At 38.0% G+C, this 17,940-nt stretch carries 17 protein-coding genes; 2 read left to right on the forward strand and 15 right to left on the reverse strand.

What is annotated here, in order from left to right; translation table 11 throughout:
* Window positions 1–177: 177 nt before the first annotated feature.
* Window positions 178–2,070 (reverse strand): acetate--CoA ligase, encoded by a 1,893-nt coding sequence (gene acs, locus ACR30L_RS13720; RefSeq protein WP_435234811.1) that lies wholly within the window; start codon window positions 2,068–2,070, stop codon window positions 178–180.
* 331 nt (window positions 2,071–2,401) lie between these two features.
* The gene (locus ACR30L_RS13725; protein WP_435234812.1) at window positions 2,402–3,865 is read right to left on the reverse strand and encodes an MATE family efflux transporter; all 1,464 of its coding nucleotides are present in this window, start codon (window positions 3,863–3,865) and stop codon (window positions 2,402–2,404) included.
* 441 nt (window positions 3,866–4,306) lie between these two features.
* Here ACR30L_RS13725 and ACR30L_RS13730 point away from each other — a divergent pair, with 441 nt between their 5' ends.
* The gene (locus tag ACR30L_RS13730) at window positions 4,307–4,876 is read left to right on the forward strand and encodes an acyl-CoA thioesterase (protein ID WP_435234813.1); all 570 of its coding nucleotides are present in this window, start codon (window positions 4,307–4,309) and stop codon (window positions 4,874–4,876) included.
* 95 nt (window positions 4,877–4,971) lie between these two features.
* On the opposite strand, the gene ACR30L_RS13735 is transcribed toward ACR30L_RS13730, so the two are convergent.
* The 13 genes from ACR30L_RS13735 to ACR30L_RS13795 all read right to left on the reverse strand — a co-directional run bounded on the left by ACR30L_RS13735 (window position 4,972) and on the right by ACR30L_RS13795 (window position 16,846).
* Window positions 4,972–5,400, reverse strand: a complete 429-nt coding sequence (locus ACR30L_RS13735; RefSeq protein WP_435234814.1) for a GNAT family N-acetyltransferase — start codon at window positions 5,398–5,400, stop codon at window positions 4,972–4,974.
* A 48-nt stretch (window positions 5,401–5,448) separates the two neighbouring features.
* Window positions 5,449–5,616, reverse strand: coding sequence for a hypothetical protein (locus ACR30L_RS13740; protein WP_435234815.1), 168 nt, complete (start codon window positions 5,614–5,616; stop codon window positions 5,449–5,451).
* A 154-nt stretch (window positions 5,617–5,770) separates the two neighbouring features.
* Complete coding sequence (locus ACR30L_RS13745) at window positions 5,771–6,079, reverse strand: hypothetical protein (protein ID WP_435234816.1); 309 nt, start codon at window positions 6,077–6,079, stop codon at window positions 5,771–5,773.
* A gap of 338 nt (window positions 6,080–6,417) precedes the next feature.
* Complete coding sequence (locus tag ACR30L_RS13750; RefSeq protein ID WP_435234817.1) at window positions 6,418–6,633, reverse strand: hypothetical protein; 216 nt, start codon at window positions 6,631–6,633, stop codon at window positions 6,418–6,420.
* Between the two features lie 42 nt (window positions 6,634–6,675).
* A complete protein-coding gene (locus ACR30L_RS13755; RefSeq protein WP_435234818.1) occupies window positions 6,676–7,182 on the reverse strand; it encodes a hypothetical protein in 507 nt (168 codons plus the stop codon).
* A gap of 293 nt (window positions 7,183–7,475) precedes the next feature.
* Window positions 7,476–9,182, reverse strand: coding sequence for an SWIM zinc finger family protein (locus ACR30L_RS13760; RefSeq protein ID WP_435234819.1), 1,707 nt, complete (start codon window positions 9,180–9,182; stop codon window positions 7,476–7,478).
* 92 nt (window positions 9,183–9,274) lie between these two features.
* Window positions 9,275–9,499 carry a GreA/GreB family elongation factor gene (locus ACR30L_RS13765; RefSeq protein ID WP_435237912.1) on the reverse strand — a complete coding sequence of 75 codons (225 nt, stop codon included), beginning with the start codon at window positions 9,497–9,499 and terminating at the stop codon, window positions 9,275–9,277.
* A gap of 31 nt (window positions 9,500–9,530) precedes the next feature.
* A complete protein-coding gene (gene greB / locus ACR30L_RS13770; protein WP_435234820.1) occupies window positions 9,531–10,001 on the reverse strand; it encodes a transcription elongation factor GreB in 471 nt (156 codons plus the stop codon).
* Between the two features lie 137 nt (window positions 10,002–10,138).
* A complete protein-coding gene (locus ACR30L_RS13775) occupies window positions 10,139–13,267 on the reverse strand; it encodes an efflux RND transporter permease subunit (protein ID WP_435234821.1) in 3,129 nt (1,042 codons plus the stop codon).
* A 27-nt stretch (window positions 13,268–13,294) separates the two neighbouring features.
* Window positions 13,295–14,467: an efflux RND transporter periplasmic adaptor subunit gene (locus tag ACR30L_RS13780; RefSeq protein ID WP_435234822.1), complete on the reverse strand. Its 1,173-nt coding sequence runs from the start codon at window positions 14,465–14,467 to the stop codon at window positions 13,295–13,297.
* 317 nt (window positions 14,468–14,784) lie between these two features.
* Window positions 14,785–15,069, reverse strand: a complete 285-nt coding sequence (locus ACR30L_RS13785; RefSeq protein ID WP_435234823.1) for a nitrogen fixation protein NifW — start codon at window positions 15,067–15,069, stop codon at window positions 14,785–14,787.
* A gap of 121 nt (window positions 15,070–15,190) precedes the next feature.
* The gene (locus ACR30L_RS13790; RefSeq protein WP_435234824.1) at window positions 15,191–15,502 is read right to left on the reverse strand and encodes a hypothetical protein; all 312 of its coding nucleotides are present in this window, start codon (window positions 15,500–15,502) and stop codon (window positions 15,191–15,193) included.
* A 9-nt stretch (window positions 15,503–15,511) separates the two neighbouring features.
* Window positions 15,512–16,846 (reverse strand): FAD-dependent oxidoreductase, encoded by a 1,335-nt coding sequence (locus ACR30L_RS13795; protein WP_435234825.1) that lies wholly within the window; start codon window positions 16,844–16,846, stop codon window positions 15,512–15,514.
* Between the two features lie 223 nt (window positions 16,847–17,069).
* Between ACR30L_RS13795 and ACR30L_RS13800 the strand changes: the two genes are divergently transcribed.
* Window positions 17,070–17,915, forward strand: coding sequence for a choice-of-anchor H family protein (locus ACR30L_RS13800; RefSeq protein WP_435234826.1), 846 nt, complete (start codon window positions 17,070–17,072; stop codon window positions 17,913–17,915).
* The last annotated feature ends 25 nt before the right edge of the window (window positions 17,916–17,940 follow it).

Consider the following 17,940-nt stretch of genomic DNA (forward strand, 5'->3'; position numbering starts at 1 on the left):
TATATGGAAGAAAAATTACATCAACACTTTGGTATTAGCCATATCACATTACAGTTCGAAACAGACGGATGTATCACCAAAGATAATATGATTAAACAAAAAAAGTACGAATAACATGAGCTTAGTATTGCATATCGCTCTGTTATCCGCACTTTAAAGTATTTTTCGTTATGAAATTTATTCCTCTAACGTACTTAAATCACCTTCATCTAATCCTAATGCTCTGGCACGTAAAACACGTCGCATTATTTTACCAGAACGCGTTTTCGGTAGACTTTCAACGAATGTCACTTTTTCCGGTTGCGCTATTTTCCCAAGCTCACTTCCAACATGTTCTTGCAATTCTTTTTGCAATACTTTGTCACCCGTTACGCCTTCATTGAGAATCACATAAGTATAAATACCATGTCCTTTCAATTCATGGGGTAAACCAATTGCAGCCGCTTCAGAAACAGAAGGATGACTCACCAATGCACTTTCAATTTCAGAAGTACCAAGGCGATAGCCCGAGACTTTCAGTACTTCATCCATACGGCCAATAACCCAGATATAGCCATCTTCATCGATTTTGGCAGAATCACCTGCAGTGTAATAACCCTGTTCTTTATAATCACTCCAATATAAATCAGCGTAACGTTGATCATCGCCCATCACCGTTCTAGCCATCCCCGGCCATGGGTTTTTAATCACTAATTTCCCTTCTTGTCCAACCGGTACCTGATTACCTTCTTCGTCGACGACACCAATTTCATTGCCGAAGAAAGGTTGACCTGCAGAACCAGGTTTAAGTGGTGTGATAGGTAAAGGGCACACCATAAAACCACCGGTTTCTGTTTGCCACCATGTATCAATAATGGGGCATTTTCCATTACCGATAACATCATAGAACCAACGCCATGCTTCAGGGTTAATGGGCTCTCCCACACTACCTAATAATCTTAGGGTTGATAGATCGTGACGTTCAGCCCACTGATCGCCAAAACGCATCAAGCCTCGAATCGCAGTTGGAGACGTATATAAAATATTTACGCCATATTTTTCAACCATTTGCCACCAGCGATTTGGATAAGGATAATTCGGGGCGCCCTCATACATAATAATCGTAGAACCATTAATTAACGGTGCATAAACAATATAACTATGACCTGTTATCCAACCGGGATCGGCTGCACACCACCAACGATCTTCCGGCTTAATATCGAATGCCATTTTATGTGTCGTACTAGTATAAACACTGTAACCGCCATGCGTATGCACCATACCTTTTGGTGCCCCGGTGGTCCCTGATGTATAAAGAATAAATAGTTTATCTTCGGCATCCAATATTGTGGTTTTACATTTTGGACTGGCAATCGGTAGAGATTTAAGATCGTGATACCAAAAATCACGCTCTGCTTCCATATTAACATCGAGATTATTGTGTTTAACCGTAATACACACTTCGATAGTGGGCGATCGTTTCATCGCTTCATCGGCGATTTCTTTGAGGTTAATTTTTTTACCACGGCGAGACCCACCGTCGGCAGTAATTAAAATTCGGCTATTTGCCGCACTGATCCGAGAGGCTAACGCTTCATAACTAAACCCGCCATAAACAACACTATGTACAGCGCCTATTTTGGCACATGCTAACATCGCAAAGACCATTTCAGGTAGCTGTGGCATATAAATAGTAACGATATCGCCTTTTTTAATTCCCATACTTTTGAGAATATTTGCAAATTGGCAGACTTCTCGGTTTAACGCGTAATAAGAAAAACTTTGTGTTGTTCCCGATTCGCTTTCCCAGATAATAGCTAACTTATTACGATTAGCACCGGTTAGATGCCTGTCAATCGCATTTTGTATAATGTTCGTTTTGCCACCGACAAACCATTTATAAAAAGGTTTATTACTCTCATCTAACACTTTATCCCAACGCTTATACCAATCGAGTTGCTCCGCTTGTTCCGCCCAAAAACCTTCACGGTCTTCAATAGAACGTTTGTAAAGTTCTTCATATTCCTGGACATTTGCTCTCTCAACAACATCGGTCGAAGGGTAATAAAACTTTGGATTAGATTCAGGCATAACTTTCTCCATATTATATTAGTGTCAATTAGAACTAACGAGTGTCAAAACTCCCTATGAAAGGCATAAATGAATGAAATGGTGGACCGACGAACAGGCCACATTTCTTTATGAAAATTTATATTTTGTTATGAACTAGCAACAATTTGATAATAAATAATAAATATAAATTTTGCTGAGTTTTTATACAATCAGGAACAGTATAGAGAGGTTAACGGGTTATGCTTAGTTCCTAAGTCACACTTTAGAAAGATAATATACACACAATTATAGTATGTTTATTTGCTATTTTTAACAAATAAACAACATCTACCCCAAAAGAAATAAACACTTATTTGCTTGGTGAGACTGACTCCGCGTCAATTAAATCCTCCTCACTATCGGCAAAAGTATAAACACGACTTGAACAAAACGGGGTTAAAGGTAATGCAGAATCGAGACGTTGATCTTCTTCGGATGCAACAGTTTGATCATCCTGACCTAAACGACCTAAAATACGCTGAGACCAAAACCACCCTACCACACCAAAGATAATAGAACCGATAGCTTGGCCACCAACCACACCTAATGCACCAAACCATTGTCCACCCAAATACACTAATGGAATTGTACCAATCGTCGCTTTACCGATATTCATAATGGTTGAAGTATTAGGAAATCCAAGATTATTAAAGGTTGCATTAGCAATAAACAAAACTCCGTTAAAAATGAAACTCACGCATAACCACGTGCAGTAGAAGCGAATTAATTCAGCAGAATCACCCTGCGCATTAAAAATATAAATAATATAGTCTTGTAACAGAAAAATAATCAATGCGACAATAGCGACATAACAGGCCGTAAATTCCAACGCTCGTTTTGTACTTAACCTCACCCTATCGTATAACTTCGCACCAAAATTTTGTCCGATAATTGGGCCCACAGCCCCCGACATAGCAAAAATCATCCCAAAGGAAACGGGTAATAAACGTCCAACAATAGCCCAACCTGCAACATATCCATCGCCGAAAACCGCAATCATCGCAATTACATAAGCATTGCCAATAGGTGTCGCGACATTGGTGATCATCGCCGGTATTGCAACTTTGAATATTTCCTTCTGATCTTCAAGCCATTCCTGATAGGTAAATCGACCTAATAATTGATGTTTATTAATTACCCCATATAAAGCAACCCAAGCCACCATACAACGCGCCAATACAGAAGCAAAGGCGGCACCATGTAGCCCTAGTCCTAATGCAAAGATAAAAATGGGATCAAGTAATGCGTTAATTCCTCCCCCCGCTAAAGTAGAGAACATTGCTTGTTTAGCATCACCGACTGAACGCAATGCCGCACCAGCACTCATTGCAATACATAGGATGGGTAATGAAGGTAATAGTATATGTAAATATTGAACAGCGAGATCATGCGTTTCTCCCTGAGCACCAATCATAGAGACGAATTCGGGCGCAAAGTACCACGCAATAGCGGCAATAACTGCACTGATAACTGCGCCAGTCAACAACACATTCACTACTAATCTGCGCGCTCTATCTCGAGCTTGCTGCCCAATTGCTTTAGAAACAAGCGCGGTCATTGCAATCGATAAACCAATCGAAATTGACGTTGTAAAAAAAGCAATCGTTCCGGCGTAACCGATCGCAGCCGCTAATTCCGTTTGACCCAATAAACTAATAAAAAACAGATCCGCCAAATCAACAATAAATAACGCTGTTAAACCAATAGCATTAGTTGATGACATGACGACGATATGGCGAAATATATTTCCGCTAACAAACTTACCTTGAGCCATAAAAAATCCAAACAAAGAAAAAGCGCTAATGTAACAGGAGAAGATGATGTAGTCATTGCAATCAAAATTACGTTGTTTTGCAAAAACAAAAATATTAGGGGCCGAATACCGAACCATCAAACATCATTATCGTAATGTGATAATTATCGTCGATTTGAGGTAAAAGATAATCTACAAATTTAACCAATGATTGCAGTAAAAATAGCAACAATCATCGATAACACGCCAACTTACTGGGATTCCAATGGAATTCTTACATTATTTAAAAAATTAATCATAAATATATAGATAGATTGTGAATTTTTGTTAAAGTTGTGTAACACACTCGTGAATAATCAAGACTCGATTATCAAATATCCCAATAACACTTAAACGGTAGCATAAATTCACCTAGAAAATATCTAATGAATTTACCTTCCTACCTTCGATCAGGAGACCACCATGAAAGCAATAAAAACGATTGATAGAAAACAAGTAAGACCTACAGATGCTTATATCGAAGATAATATGGAACCCAAAACCGTCGCCTATAGCACCATTACCGTGGTTCAACAAATGATGGATGTCGACGCAAATATTGCAGGCAATGTTCACGGCGGTTCGATCATGAAACTAGTCGATAATACCGCCTGCATGGTCGGAATGCGGCACACTGGTGGCAATGCGGTTACGGCTTCCATCGATCGACTTGATTTTCACTCCCCCGTTTATGTCGGAGATATTTTAAGAATAAAAACCAGTGTCAATTACGTTGGTACAACATCAATGGAAATTGGTGCACGTATTGAAGCCGAATCAGTCTTAACGGGAGAAGTGCGACATACGGCATCCGCCTATCTCACGTTTGTCTCTATTGGCCCGGATGGAAAACCACGACATATACCTAAAATAATCTGTGAAACAGAAATTCAACATGATCGGTTTAATGGTGCGCTCGCGCGTAAGAAAAAGCGTTCTGAAGCGCGTGAATTAGAACAACAAAGACAGTTAAAAAAAGATACGACTAAGTAATTTACTCTGTCCTTGAAACAGCTTACTAGGAACAATAATCTAGTAAGCCATTCCTAGTTTATCGATGATACCCTTATGCCCAGACTTCCTAAAAATTAAACTTTCTTTTCGTATTTATGCGATGTTTTTTTATGTAAAAATCCAGCCGATTTGTAAAATAAATGCGAAGCTTGTCTTTGACTATTTGATGAAACCACTAAGGTGGTCAAACCATGCTTATGCGACCAATTTTCGCAGGCTAAAACAAGTTGCTTTCCAAAACCCAAACGACGAAATTTAGTGTTAGTAACTAACCCGGAGATTTCAGCCTTAAAACCTGTTTCGAGAGATAATCGTTTTTCAACGACTATCCATCCACAAACGACATCATCGTCGGTTACGCCAACAAATACACCATAGTTTGGCGACGCAAGCATTGCGCCTAACCATTCCTCGGTTTCAGTTTCATTAACCACGTAACCTAATTCAATGGTCAACGCAGCAATATCACTAGCATGTGTCAATTCTGCTGATTTAATTATCATGATCATCACTTACCAAAAGACATTAAAAATAAGTAGGCCATATTATACTTAATTTTTCTTTTTCAAAATATGGTAAATGACACCACTCAAGCAAACACCAAAGACAATCCACCAATAAGGCGCTTCAAAAGCAGCAACGAGCGAAAATATAAGTAAGCCAGCTAAAAAGAGCCCTGCTATATCTTTCAATAAAGAAAAGAATATTCGACTCATCATTATAACGCCCTTTCTTATTTTAATTATCCAATGCATTTTGATTGCTTATCTAAAAATAACATATAATAAGTGTTTTTCCACCCCCTTAATTTCGAAATAAAATAAACCATTAAGACATTAAAAAAAGCATTAACATATAACTGTCTTGTATTTATTAAAAATAATGAATTTCTTGATAAGCGGCATGAGGATTAGGGATCGAAATCATTTTACCTGCAGCGATAATATTCCCTTCAGAATCACGTTGGTCAGTATTGAAAGTAATTGAGCCAGTTCGAAAAATAACATCAAAGAAACTTACTTTTACTATAGATTTTGTTACTTTCCCTTCATAAATTGATTCATATGTATTCCCTCGAATCCCCCCTCTAAAAATCAATCTTTTATTGGTTTTTGCATAATAGGTCTGAGAATGGGATTTAATTTTACTGAAAAGGTTCCATATACAAAAGAAAATAGGCACATTTTGATGACAACCGTCAAATGAAATGGCGTATTGGTGATTTCAGATAATATTATATTCCAATCAATCTTAGATTCTCTTAGTTCATTATTAATTAATGAAAAATCAATGTTGATATTGGCTATTTCATTAAAAAATGGGGGAATTACGATTAAATGAGTTGCCTTAAGGTAACAATATAATGAAATTAGTTTGCAAAGAAAGTGATGATATTATTAAGTATACGGCTTACAAAACTTATTTAGACCTTCTTTGGTGCATAAAATTCAAGGTCGATAAATAAGAAAAATTACATAACATATTGTTGAAAGTAATTTAATACCAATAACAAATAACCACTAAATATGAAAAATAATAAAATAGATACCGTCAAAAAAAACTAAAAAAACAGCTCCTATAAGTAATTCGATAAGATCAGAAATACCATAAGCGTCTTCTGGTGCGATATACATATCAGCGTATATAAATGCTCTGAATACAAGCATGCCAATCACATGAAATAGACAAATACTACCTGCCCATATTGCTACTTTAGTTCCCTTACTTAATTCCATATTTTCCTAGCACTTAATATGCAAACTGATGAAAAAGAGATTTCAATCACCATAATTTTCATACACAACGACGATACGATCAAGATATAGCTCATCCGTTACAACATTAATAGTGCGCACTAATTTATCCTCTCGAATATAAATATGATCACTAATTTTGGTATCACCATCATCATATCTCAGTATTACACCATAATTGTTAGTCGGCGTTGCCCAAGAAGGAATATCTTCTGGTTGTAAAAAGGCTCCATATTCATTAGTTTTTACAACACCGTTAAATGGAATAACCTCCGATTCAAGGACGCCCTCATCACTAAACCAATAAATACTTGGAGAACCTTGTTTAACTTCTGTAAATGTTCGATCAGCAGAGACGCTTAAAGTTAACCCTGAAGTTGCCTGGATTTTATCAATAAGTTCTTCCCCTGAATCATTTAACCAATCCGTAACGCCTTTAGGATCAGGCTCCTCCCCAATAAAATTTATTTCACTATTAATGGAAACACTTCCAATTAATAACCACACCCCAACGATTGAATCTATATTCATTTTGATCCTTAGCCCTAACGACATTATTACCAAACGGATATTACTAATACAAACACAGTATTTTATATTTACTTAAAATTCAGAACATTGATTAAATTTGTAAAAATAAAACGCATATTGAAACATCAATTTATTATTTATCACCAAGACAAGTAAAGGGTAATCTACCGATTAAACAAAGTCAGCAACTACGGGTCTGCGGACATGAAAAACTGTACCTGTTGTTTTAGGACACATATAAAAGTTTGAATCGTTACTGCAGATTTTCCTATATTTAGCCCATAATGACTAAGTTAAAAACAATAGGCAAAGTGTTCTTTTAACAACTTAAGCATATTACGCTTTTGTTTGTAAGCTTGACCAATCTGCGTCACCATCTGATAAAATCCCCTAAGCTCTGCTTTATTTTCTTTTAACATATTTTCTAATTTCAGCAGTAAATCTATGGCTTCTTGATAGGCTGAATTATTAGTCTGCTCGATAATTAAGCAAACAACTCGGCGATATAACGCAACGGTATCATCCGGATGCAATGCAATAATTAAATTAGCAAGTTCCAGCAAACTGTCGCTATTAGCTTTATGCGCTAACGCCCAAACCCGCGCTTTGTCTAACTCTTTCCTATCGATATAAAAATCCAGCAGCGCATCGCTATTCGTAGCTAAACCTCGTTCTGTTTCAATATAACAATCTGCCAGTATCTGCTCTGTTTTCTCAATAAATTGCACATCGATCACACCAGTCTGCTCTTGTAAAATAAGTAAATTTTGATAGCGCGTAAAACTCGGGGTATCGCTAAACATCTGCCAAGCGAGTTGCCATGCACTTTTAAACTCACTCAAAGCGACACGAATTTTAACTTCATATGCTTGGCATTCTCTTTTCTCATAGGATGTTTGCGCTGCTTTATAGGCTTGCTGTAACCAGTATTCGCCCTCCAACGCCTCGTTATTTTCTAAACAGACGCCTGCAATGTCTAAATAATCAGAATATCTAACCGCCGTTATCTGCATAAAACGACACTGAGCTTGCCAATCCCCCTTTTCCTTTGCCTCATCAATAAGTGGCTTACTTAATCGCCTGATTGACCATTTATGCTCCCTATCATTCAGGTCGCCCGCTTGTGCTTTCTGCTCAACCATTTTTAAGCATTGTGCTAAAAAAAGCTGTTTAACTTCAGGGCTTAGTTCAAAGTCTTCAGGTACATTAGGAAATACATCGTATTTATATTCCTCTGTGTGACTAAATATCCACTGCGCTTTTTTTTCATCGGACCAAGGGAGCAAATTAAATAGATCGACTAACCGCTGATTCAATTCTCCTTCGATGTAAAAACGAAAACCACCAGAGTCATCAATTTGCTCTAGTACTTTATTCAATCGCTGGATTGCTTTTAATATTAACTTCCATTGATTAACGGTAGATAATTTTTCAATCATCTTGAATAGAGGGTCAAACATTTCATTGGCATGGGCAAAATAATCACTGACTTTATTCCACTCCCACACACTTTTTGCAGGCAAGGCCTTGGTGATCAATTTACTTAATTCAGAGATACTTACATTGTTTTCTTCACTGCGCATAATCAATTGCCACTTATCTAATTCATTGGTTGAATCGTCAATATAGGCCATTAGAATATCGGTGAGTTCATCCACTGGCTTTTGCTTAAACCAGTTTATTAATTCAATTTGCTTTTCATCTTCGTTAACAAACTCTGTTTCTGAGGTATTTTCAACCAACAAAGCAACGGCAACCGCATGTTTACAGATATCTTGATACGCAGCAGCAGGACAGCTACAGCTAATCTGTAGCGTCTCGCCTTGGATTGAATCATCTTTATACAGGCTGACATGGTAATCATGTTGTCCCGAGACAATTGCCGTAGCGCTATCTGCCGTCACCGATAAGCGGCTCACTTTGCCCAAATAGTATAGTTTTTCTCCTAACTGATAGGAGCGACTTTCACTACGCTGTTTTATTTCGTTGAGATCAAACATGGTTAATTGCCCTTTGCATTAACTTCTAGTTCCCATGTTCTGCCGGGAATTCATTTGCACACTTCTAATTACTGCCCATTATCACTCATACTCTATTTCATTAATAAACCACTCTTTTTTGCCTTCCGGCGTTTCGACCAAGAAGTCATCGTCGACTTCTTTTTAAGCATCGCTCTTGCCATTGGGGAATCGATAGACACATATTGCTTGGTATCGTAAATTTCGTCCGGGCCAACGATTTTAAAGTTAAGTAACTCTCCTTGTTCATTTTCAATGCCCTTTGCATTAACTTCTAGTTCCCATGCTCTGCCGGGAATTCATTTGCACACTTCTAATTACTGCCCATTATCACTCGTATTCAATTTTATTAATAAACCACTCTTTTTTACCTTCCGGTGTTTCGACCAAAAAGTCATCGTCGACTTCTTTTTTAAGCATCGCTCTTGCCATTGGGGAATCAATAGACACATATTGCTTGGTATCGTAAATTTCGTCAGGGCCAACGATTTTAAAGTTAAGAATGTCGCCCTGTTCATTTTCTATTTCGACCTTGGCTCCAAAAAAAACTTTACCGTCTTGCTGCGGTGAGTAATCAACAACTTGCAGCTCCTCGAGACGCATTCTTAGGTACCGAACGCGACGATCTATTTGACGTAACAAACGCTTGTTGTACTGATAATCAGCGTTCTCCGACCGGTCTCCTAGGCTTGCAGCCCAGTTCACAATTGCTGTAATTTTTGGACGTTTGTCTCGCCACAGGTAATCGTGTTCTTCTTGTAGTTTTTTATAACCCGCACGAGTAATGAGTTTGCTTTTCAATGTTTGTTCCGATTAATCAAATAATGAAGATTAGATTTTATCTGCAGTTGTATATAAATAAAATAGGAGAGATGTAAATTAAGTAGGATAAGGAAACAGAGTAAGTGCCGAATAGCACTTACTCTGTTTTAGATTAACTATTTTTCCTGTTCGATTGAGTTAAGTTGAGGTTTGGGTTGAGATTTGAATAATTTACAAATCAACACAAAAAACAAAGGCGCAAAAAAGATAACTAAGACGGTAGCAAGAATCATCCCGCCCATTACCGATGTGCCGATTGCATTGCGAGCATTTGCCCCTGCCCCCGTACTAATAACTAATGGTAAGACCCCTAATATAAAGGCAAGTGATGTCATAATAATAGGACGTAAACGCATTGAACAAGCATTGACCGTCGCATCAATCAGTCCAACACCTTTTTCTATTTGTTCCTTAGCAAATTCAACAATCAATATGGCATTCTTTGCCGAAAGACCAATGGTGGTTAAAAGTCCCACTTGGAAGTAAACATCGTTTTCAAGTCCACGGAACATAGTGGCGGATAATGCCCCTAAAATGCCCAATGGTACAACTAGAATAATCGCAATAGGAATCGTCCAGCTTTCATATAGTGCAGCAAGACATAGGAACACCATTAAAATTGAAATACCATATAAAATCGGTGCTTGGTTACCCGCTTCTAGTTCTTGGTATGACATCCCCGTCCAGCTTACTTGCACACTTGGCGACAATTCAGCCACTATCCGATTAATTTCATCCATCGCGTCACCGGTACTGTATCCTGGTGCTGCTTCGCCTAAAATTTCTACCGCAGCATTACCATTATATCGTTTCAGCTGAGGTGAACCTTGTCCCCAATGTGATGAAGTAAAGGCAGAAATAGGTACCATCTCATTTTTATTGTTGCGTACAAACCAAAGGTTCATATCTTCTGGGGTCATACGATATGGCGCGTCAGCTTGAATATAAACTTTTTTCGAACGGCCGCGATCAATAAAGTCATTAACGTAAGAGGCCCCCCAAGCAATTGAAAGTGTTTGATTAATATCAGCAACTTCAATACCAAATGCCTTCGCTTTTTCGTAATCGATATCTAAATAAAACTGCGCATTATCTTCTAAACCGTTTGGTCTTACTTTTGCTAAAATTGGGCTTTGTGCCGCTTGACCAAGCAATTGGTTACGAATTTCTATCAGCTTATCATGACTAATATTACCCACATCTTCGAGATAAAAATCAAACCCTGAAGAGGTACCTAATTCACGAATAGCAGGAGAATTAAAGGCAAAGATAGAAGCCTGCTTGTACTGCGAGAAATAACCCATGCTGCGACCAATAACCGAATTAACATCAGTCCCCTCGGTCGTTCTTTCTGACCAATCTTTTAATTGTACAAAAGCTAAAGCAGCATTTTGACCTGAACCCGCAAAGTTAAAGCCAGAAACGTCAAAGACACCATCCACGGTTTCTTTTTCATTATTTGCATAATATTGGCGCACATCATTCATAACAGCTTCAGTTTGCTTCAAGGTGGATCCATTCGGTAATGATGCCATTATCATAAAAGAACCTTGGTCTTCATTCGGTAAAAATGAACTAGGTAACGTTGAGTACATCCAACCACCAGCACCAAGCAATAGTACATACAGAATAATAAACCGGATCGGGCGCCCTAACACATGAGTAATCGAATTATTGTATCTACTTAATGAACGATCAAACAGTCGATTAAACATGCCGAAAATATGGATGTTTTTTTCTTTGTCGGCTGGTTTTAGTAGTGTGGAACATAAAACTGGCGTTAAAACTAGGGCAACTAACACAGACAAAAACATTGCGGACACAATTGTTAAGGAGAACTGTTGATAAATAACCCCTGTCGAACCTGACATAAATGCCATTGGAATAAAGACCACGGCCAATACCGTTGTCATCCCAATTAAAGCACCGGTGATTTGACCCATCGATTTTTTAGTAGCCTCGAGTGGTGATAATTTCTCTTCATGCATAATACGTTCAACGTTTTCAACAACGATAATCGCATCATCCACCAGCAAACCAATAGCTAATACCATGCCAAACATCGATAAGGTATTAATACTAAAACCCAGTAATGACATAATGCCAAAAGTACCGAGTAAAACCACGGGAACCGCAATAGTTGGAATTAAGGTTGCACGCCAGTTTTGTAAAAATAACAGCATAATGAAGAAGACAAGTACAATTGCTTCAAATAATGTTTGTACTACTTCTTCAATCGAAATTTTAATGAAAGGTGTCGTATCCATCGCTTTTGCAAGTGCTAATCCCTTAGGAAAACCCTTTTCAAGCTCAGCTAATTTTTTATCAACGGCTGTTTGGGTATCTAATGCATTAGCACCAGAAGCCAGCGTAATTGCAATACCAGAAGTAGCTTGACCGTGGTATTTTGGTATCACACTTAAACTAGCCCCATTCAATTCAACACGGGCGACATCTTTAAGACGCACCTGTGAACCGTCTTCATTTACTTTCAACAGAATATCTTTAAATTCATCAACACTTGATAATAAGCTTTGTGCAGTAATTGTTGCGTTAATGAGTTGTGTATCAACGGATGGCGCGCCCCCTAACTGCCCCACGGTAACTTGACTATTTTGTGCGGAAACCGCATTAGACACATCTATTGGTGTTAATTGAAAGCTGTTTAATTTTGCAGGATCCAACCAAATTCGCATTGCATAGGAAGGACCAAATACGGTGACTTCACCGACTCCATTAACACGACTTACAATATCTTTAATATTAGAATTTGCATAATCCTGAATATCTGAAGCCCCCATCGTTCCATCTTCAGAATAGATAGCTGTTACGGAAATAAAGCCCGATGTGCTTTTCGTTACCGATGTACCAGCATTCTGTACTGAAGTCGGCAAACGACTACTAACTTGCGTTAATTTATTTTGTACTTGTACCTGCGCAATATCGGGATCAGTTTCAGCACTGAAGGTTAATGTCACACTTGCACTGCCTGATGAGTCACTGGTAGAGGACATATATAGCAAGTTATCAAGCCCGGTCATACTTTGTTCAATCACCTGTACCACACTGTCTTCGACTGCTTTTGCTGAGGCCCCCGAATAAGTCGCACTAATATTGATAGAAGGTGGCGCTACCGTTGGATACTGAGCGATAGGTAAATTTAGTATTGCGGCGATGCCCGATAGCATGATTACAATGGCAATCACCCAGGCAAATATCGGTCTATTAATAAAAAATTTAGACATCTGATTTTTCCTAATTGGGTTGATTAATTATTTGTTTGAATAGGAATTAATGGCTGTATAGACCGTATTTTCAGTATCGATAACCACGGTTTGATTGGCTTTAATATTAGATAAATTACTCATTACCACTTTATCTCCTACTGCTAAACCTTGTTTAACTACCCAACCACCTTCAACTTCACTACCTAAGACCAAATCAACCCGTTTTGCTTCATTCTCACTGTTAATAACATAGGCCGTAGGTTCACCTGATTGTGTTCTAACCACCAAGGACTGCGGAATAATGATATATTCTTTTTCTTCCGGCGCAGCAATTGTTGCGCGGACAAACATACCTGGTAGTAAACTATGTTCTTCGTTCGGTACTAATGCACGCAATGTAACGCTACCCGTTGAATTATCAACTTGGGAATCAGAGAATTCTAAGTAGCCTAACTGACCATATTCACTCCCATCTTCCAATGTTATTTGAACCGGTACAACGGGTTGTGCTTTGCCTTTATTATTCGCATTTTTGAACTCTTGCTGCTGTGCATACAAAGCAACGGAAGACTGCGTCATATCAACATAAACTTTATTTGATTGAATAATCGACGTTAAATTGGTGTCTTGCTGAGCGGTAACTAATGAACCTTCGGAAACATGAGATAAACCAATTCGGCCTGAAATAGGTGCCGTAATTTTAGTATAAGAGAGTAAAATATTAGCGGTTTCAAGGTCAGCTTGACGGATTGCAACTTCTGCAATGGCCTGTTCATTAGCGGATTCGGCATCGTCATAATTCTGTTGGCTCGCCAGATTTTTCTTAACTAATTCTTTATAACGATCCACGTTTTTTTGAGTTGCTTTTTGATCTGCAATCGCTTTAGCTAACTGAGCTTTACTGCTGTTAACCGCTGCTTGATAACTTTTTGCGTCAATTTGGTAAAGTACATCCCCTTTCTTAACATCTGCACCCTCTGTAAATAAGCGAGATTTAATAATACCACTTACCTGAGGCCTAACTTCTGCTTGATTAAATGCTGAAATTCTCCCAGGTAATTCGGTAGAAAGTCGCAATTTAGTTTTAGCAATAGTTAAGGTGTCGACATGAATATTCGGTACCGCCTTTTGTGTCGAATTTGGCTGCTCACCACAACCAGATAGAATAAAAACAAATAAACAAAGCAAATAACGCTTCGACGATAAAATGGAAGACATAAATAAAATCCTTTAGGCAACATAAACAACATAAAAAGGATTTGTTGTGCATTTATTGCTCACAAACATAAAGCAATACATAAACAACAACCCTACATTCAATATAATAATTTTAAGATGATACAAAGCAGATAGAAGGAATGAGTAAATCATATAATTTAACAATATCAATTCGCTAAATTACAAATGAGTCCTCTTTCTATCGACATTGTTAAATCAAAAAATACAATGTCGACTAAGATAACGAATCTAACGTTAAGACAGGGTTAAAGTTGATTAATTTAATTATATTATTTTGTGAAAAAATAAAGACAAGATTAACGTCGTTCGCAGGAAGTACAACCTCGGCAGGCCGAGCGAGATTTAGGATCTAACCGGCCTCGTTGAATTTTACAGTAGGCATTCTTTAATGCACGGCGATATTCAAACCAAGTTTCGGGCTCAGCTAAAATAACATTACCATTAAATCGTTTAAACAATTTATCCCCATATTCAATTAAAAAGGATTTATCAAAACCAATTTCAAAATAATCGAGAACATCTCCCATATTAGAGAGTGTTTGTATATATGCTTCAATTTTATTTGGCATTTTTTCCGTCATAATCTTGCTCTAAAGTGATTAAATTAAACATACGCCATAAAAGAAAAAAGGCCTACCACAAATTCGCAGTAACCCTTTTTCAATTGTTTCAAATCAAATAATATGAATGTAAACCGTCATATTAATTACTTCCTTTAAACAGTAATTTTAATGTAATCCAAGCATATATTGCCGCACCAACTAACACCGCAAAAAGTGAAGCCCAATCGGTTATTGTGCTTACATAGGCTAATTTTGAATAGGTTATAGAGGGTGCAGCTAAAGCAACTAACACTCCAATAACAAGGCTTAATATATTAATTTTTGAATTAATTAATCGCACTGGTAGCTTAACTAAATAGCTGATAATCGGAATGAGTAACAACAAAATAATCAGCCAAAGATAAGGTTTCGCACTATAATATAAAACCACTAAAATACTTTCAATAGACATAATAGCTCCTTAAACTTTTCCGTTTAGCATGGCGTAATAAGCAGGTTGAAGCATTTTTTCTTCCATTATCCACACCGCCCAAGATTCTTCCTTCGGATCGATAAATGGGAAGGAAGGCATTAATACTCCGCCATAACCAAATTCGGCTAAAATTGCTTTACCAATCGCGGTGATCATCGGGCATGAAGTGTAGCCGTTATATTTTGCTTGTAATGGTTGCCCTTGGATAAAAGACAGAACATTTTGTTCAACAACTGGGGCTTGCATTTTGACACTGGCTGCGGTTTTACCAAAGGGCACACCAGCGACATCACCAATAGCAAATACTTCAGGATAACGAAGGTGCTGCATAGAATATTGATCTACTTCGACCCAATCCCCCGCCATACCACCGGTCTGCCAAACTAATTCACTTTCTCGAATGGCGTCGGGTGCACTCATTGGTGGAACAACATGAATAAAATCATAATCTTTCTCGATTTTATCTCCCGATGGTGTCGTAAAAGTCGCACGTTGATTATCTGCATCAATGGCGGTTAATTTTTGTTGATCAAAAAAGTTTACCTTTTGTTCTTGCCATCGATTCAAGACAAATTCATTGTAGTAGGGAACCGAAAACACTTTATTTTTGAAGGGAGTCATAAAACTCACATCAAAACGATCGCGTTGTCCGGTACGTTCAAATCTATCTAATGTGGTGAAGGTCATTTTAAGTGGCGCACCCGCACATTTAATAAAAGTATCGGATAAAGTAAAAATAGACTTACCTTCCCCCTTATCAATACATTGTTGAATCATGGTATTAGTTTTTGCAGCCCCATCCGGTCCGGCATACACACTCCCAATCCCCTGCTTCCCAATTAAGCTCGCTGACATGCCATCAATTAATTCAAAATTCAACTGACAACCGGTTGCGATAATTAATACATCGTAAGACAGTACTTGCCCATCTGATAAAGACACACGCTTATTATCAAGGTTGAAGTCAGTGGCATCCTCAGAAATCCAATTGACATCATTGGGTAACCATTCTTGGGTTGATGTTATGACTTGGTTTTTATTCCACAAACTTGACGCGATTAAGGTTTGTCCAGGTTGAAAGATATGATCTTTTCTTGCACCAACCAGTGTTATTTTTGCACCATCGAGTGCGTGACTAAAACGGTTAGCCATCGAAATCCCCGCAGCACCACCCCCAATAATTAAAATGCTGGCATTACTCGGTAATTTTTTAGCTTGCGCGAGTTGCCCTGAAAAGCCAGTGAGCAAACCTGCCCCAACCCCCCATTTTAAAAAATGCCTACGATTCATGCTTGAAAGGTATTTATTGAGATCTTTTTCCATACAAACTCCCAGCCAAAACTAAATTAGATTAAACTAATGTAGATGATAATTAACTACTCTGCTGCGATTTCCTCCTCACTTTAACCTTTAGAGCAAGATCAAATTCACATCTTTTATCAAAAAATTCTATTAACGGTAAATAACCAATATTTCTCTCGTTCAGCTTAGATTCATCTTCACGCTGGTTTAATAACGCTATCAAATGAATATAAGGTGATTAACTATGAATAAGCCCCCATTACGTTCAAACAACATTAATCAGACCTATTTAAAATGGCTAGTTATTATATTGACCTTACTGTGCGGTCACCGAGTGCTTGCCGAGGACATTACAAATAATCAATCGACGGTTTCCTATGGTGGATTGCGTTCATCGATCGATGACAGTCATCGTGCAGCTATCATCGAGCAAAATAAAACCCTATTGATAACCGATCAAATTGCAGGTCTAGCAAGCGGAAAAGACAGGGAAAACATCATATCGGAACAAACGGCACAAAGCCCATCAGCAAATATGGCTCAATCGAGGTCATTAAATATTTCTCTCGCAGCTAATTACCAAGTCGAATTTAATATTTATGATGCCACGACCATATTGCATAATGATTCAGACCATGACGGCTTTTATCAAAGCTTTAGTGTGATCTTTGATGCCGATGTGTACGGTGAGATTGATATTGGTAACGTCTATGCTCGATTATATTTGAGTAAAGATGGTGGGCCATGGATTCATTACTACACCACCGATGATTTTACTATCTACAATCAAAGTGACCAAGATGCCTATGAAGTCATCACAACCTTCAGGGATAGCTATCCGTCTGGTTATTACGATGTATTAATTGATTTATATGAGGTGGGCTATAACGGTATCGTCGCAACTTACAGTGCAGATAATAATGCAACGTTATACGCGCTTCCACTTGAAAGCAGTAATAATGATGCGGTTTATGTGTCTGGCATAACTATTCGCCATGGCGGTAGTTTTTCGCTTCTCTCATTACTAATATTATCTATAGGTTTGTTGATGCGTTTACAGAAAAAAAGTAAAAAAAATGCACCGTCATAATGATGAAGGTGCATTGATAAATCAG

The sequence above is a fragment of the Psychromonas saccharinae genome (assembly GCF_051201515.1).
Taxonomy (GTDB): Bacteria; Pseudomonadota; Gammaproteobacteria; order Enterobacterales; family Psychromonadaceae; genus Psychromonas.

What these genes read in the sequence shown, in the direction of transcription:
- acs (WP_435234811.1), bottom strand. Translation starts at nt 2,070, where the DNA reads ATGCCTGAATCTAATCCAAAGTTTTATTACCCTTCGACCGATGTTGTT.
- ACR30L_RS13725 (WP_435234812.1), bottom strand. Translation starts at nt 3,865, where the DNA reads ATGGCTCAAGGTAAGTTTGTTAGCGGAAATATATTTCGCCATATCGTC.
- ACR30L_RS13730 (WP_435234813.1), top strand. Translation starts at nt 4,307, where the DNA reads ATGAAAGCAATAAAAACGATTGATAGAAAACAAGTAAGACCTACAGAT.
- ACR30L_RS13735 (WP_435234814.1), bottom strand. Translation starts at nt 5,400, where the DNA reads ATGATAATTAAATCAGCAGAATTGACACATGCTAGTGATATTGCTGCG.
- ACR30L_RS13740 (WP_435234815.1), bottom strand. Translation starts at nt 5,616, where the DNA reads ATGATGAGTCGAATATTCTTTTCTTTATTGAAAGATATAGCAGGGCTC.
- ACR30L_RS13750 (WP_435234817.1), bottom strand. Translation starts at nt 6,633, where the DNA reads ATGGAATTAAGTAAGGGAACTAAAGTAGCAATATGGGCAGGTAGTATT.
- ACR30L_RS13755 (WP_435234818.1), bottom strand. Translation starts at nt 7,182, where the DNA reads ATGAATATAGATTCAATCGTTGGGGTGTGGTTATTAATTGGAAGTGTT.
- ACR30L_RS13760 (WP_435234819.1), bottom strand. Translation starts at nt 9,182, where the DNA reads ATGTTTGATCTCAACGAAATAAAACAGCGTAGTGAAAGTCGCTCCTAT.
- ACR30L_RS13775 (WP_435234821.1), bottom strand. Translation starts at nt 13,267, where the DNA reads ATGTCTAAATTTTTTATTAATAGACCGATATTTGCCTGGGTGATTGCC.
- ACR30L_RS13780 (WP_435234822.1), bottom strand. Translation starts at nt 14,467, where the DNA reads ATGTCTTCCATTTTATCGTCGAAGCGTTATTTGCTTTGTTTATTTGTT.
- ACR30L_RS13785 (WP_435234823.1), bottom strand. Translation starts at nt 15,069, where the DNA reads ATGACGGAAAAAATGCCAAATAAAATTGAAGCATATATACAAACACTC.
- ACR30L_RS13790 (WP_435234824.1), bottom strand. Translation starts at nt 15,502, where the DNA reads ATGTCTATTGAAAGTATTTTAGTGGTTTTATATTATAGTGCGAAACCT.
- ACR30L_RS13795 (WP_435234825.1), bottom strand. Translation starts at nt 16,846, where the DNA reads ATGGAAAAAGATCTCAATAAATACCTTTCAAGCATGAATCGTAGGCAT.
- ACR30L_RS13800 (WP_435234826.1), top strand. Translation starts at nt 17,070, where the DNA reads ATGAATAAGCCCCCATTACGTTCAAACAACATTAATCAGACCTATTTA.